This window comes from Anaeromassilibacillus sp. An172 (assembly GCF_002160515.1).
Taxonomy (GTDB): Bacteria; Bacillota; Clostridia; order Oscillospirales; family Acutalibacteraceae; genus Limousia; species Limousia pullorum.
Genome location: NZ_NFKS01000052.1, coordinates 1 through 1944, shown reverse-complemented (window position 1 = coordinate 1944; position 1944 = coordinate 1). Strand labels below are relative to the sequence as shown.

The 1944-nt window shown below is 36.2% G+C and carries 4 protein-coding genes; all 4 read left to right on the top strand.

Annotated elements, in window-relative coordinates; all coding sequences use genetic code 11:
- Nucleotides 1-587: 587 nt before the first annotated feature.
- Nucleotides 588-809 (top strand): type II toxin-antitoxin system RelB family antitoxin, encoded by a 222-nt coding sequence (gene relB / locus B5F08_RS13010; protein ID WP_087380369.1) that lies wholly within the window; start codon nt 588-590, stop codon nt 807-809.
- Complete coding sequence (locus B5F08_RS13005) at nt 806-1075, top strand: type II toxin-antitoxin system RelE family toxin (RefSeq protein ID WP_087380366.1); 270 nt, start codon at nt 806-808, stop codon at nt 1073-1075. The genes relB (B5F08_RS13010) and B5F08_RS13005 overlap by 4 nt, the downstream gene beginning before the upstream one ends.
- A gap of 116 nt (nt 1076-1191) precedes the next feature.
- Entirely contained in the window at nt 1192-1590 is a 399-nt protein-coding gene (locus B5F08_RS13000) for a single-stranded DNA-binding protein (RefSeq protein ID WP_087380363.1), read from the top strand.
- A 140-nt stretch (nt 1591-1730) separates the two neighbouring features.
- On the top strand, nt 1731-1944 hold a 214-nt coding region (gene relB, locus B5F08_RS12995), incomplete at its 3' end, for a type II toxin-antitoxin system RelB family antitoxin (RefSeq protein ID WP_143256436.1).

Genomic DNA, 1944 nt, shown 5'->3' with positions numbered 1-1944 from the left:
TGCTCTCTGTTTTTTCTGTTTTTCTCTATCATTTTTATCACCTGCTTCTATTTTACCACTTTTATCGAAAAAAGCCCAGCGAAAGCTGAGCTTTTTCGACAGGCTGAAGTCAATACTTTATTATATAAAAGTATTGACTTCTAGATTTTTATTCGATTACTGTACCATATTTGGTACAGTAATTCCATTATTCAATTAAAATCTTTCAAATCATTCTAATTAAGTAATTATTATTTCTTCTGCTCTGTCTATCTATTTATATATTTGTGTCTGACAAAGAAAAAACAGGGAAAGCTATTGCTTTCCCTGTTGATTTGGAGGCGTCACCCAGATTTGAACTGGGGAATCAGGGTTTTGCAGCAAATGACATCTTGTCATATTTGTTAATTTAATAACTACATTTTCATGTTTTTCCGTATTCGGAACCAGTTCCGCTTTTTTCGTACTTCCTTACACCTTTCCGGAACCAGTTCCGATTTTGTTTTACCTTTAGATTATGTGCATATACTATTATTAAAGTATTTCCGAACCCTTGACAATCTATATAATTTGTAGTACAATGTACTACAAGGAAGGGAGCTGATATTATGGCATTTTCAATCAGACTAACAGAAGAAGAAAAACGCTTGGCAGACAGCTATGCTAAAATTCATTCAATGTCCCTTGGTGAAGCGTTTAAGAGAGCATTATTCGAGAAAATCGAAGATGAATACGATGTTACTGTTGCTGATGAGGCATATCAGGAATATGTTGCTGACGGCAAGAAAAGCCGACCTATTGAAGAGCTTTGGAAAGAGTGTGAGATATGAGATATCGTATTGAAACTACTGCTCGCTTCGATAAGGAATTTAAGAAGCTCGACCAATACACAAAGCGTATGATAAAGGCGTGGATTGAAAAAAATCTTGTTGATTGCGAAAACCCACGTCAACACGGAAAGGGGCTTGTAGCCAACCGCAGCGGTCAATGGAGATATAGGATAGGCGATTATCGCTTAATCTGTGAGATTGAAGATGATAAGCTTGTTATACTGGCGCTTTCCGTGGGACATAGAAGCGATATATATAAGAGATAACATTATTGATACAGGATAAAACGAACCATCGGTGATTTAACTCCGATGGTTTTGTTTTATCCATAAATCGGAACCAGTTCCGATTTTTATATTCATACAATAAAGGAGAAAATCATATGAGCATTAACGTGTCAACCATTTCGGGTCGTATAACAAAAGACCTTGAATTAAAGACTACTCCGAACGGAGTATCTGTTACAAGTTTCACTTTGGCGGTCAAAGGCTTCGGCGAAAGTGTAGATTTCGTCGATGTAGTCGCATGGAAAAACCTTGCAGAAATCATATGTAAAAAATGTGAAAAAGGACAGGTCTTAACCGTATCCGGAAGGCTTGCAACGAGAATATACAAAGACAAAAACGATGTAATCCATAAAATCACAGAAGTTATTGCTAACGAAATAGTCTTTGGAGTTAAGGCAAAATCATCACAGGAACATCAGGATAGTCATAATCATGACGAACAATTCCCAGACTATGAAGAACTTCCAATTGATGAAGACCTACCCTTTGAATAAATCAGACAAAGTAATCATTAAGTCGTATCTCTTGTGTTTTCGCTTTAGATTATGCATATAATATTATTAAAATATTTTCAAACTCTTGACAATCCATATAACTTGTAGTACAATGTACTACAAAGAAGGGAGCTGATATTATGGCATTTTCAATCAGACTAACAGAAGAAGAAAAACGCTTGGCAGACAGCTATGCTAAAATTCATTCAATGTCCCTTGGCGAAGCGTTTAAGAGAGCATTATTTGAGAAAATCGAAGATGAATACGATGTTACTGTTGCTGATGAGGCATATCAGGAATATGTTGCTGACGGCAAGAAAAGCCGACCTATTGAAGAGCTTTGGAAAGAGTGTG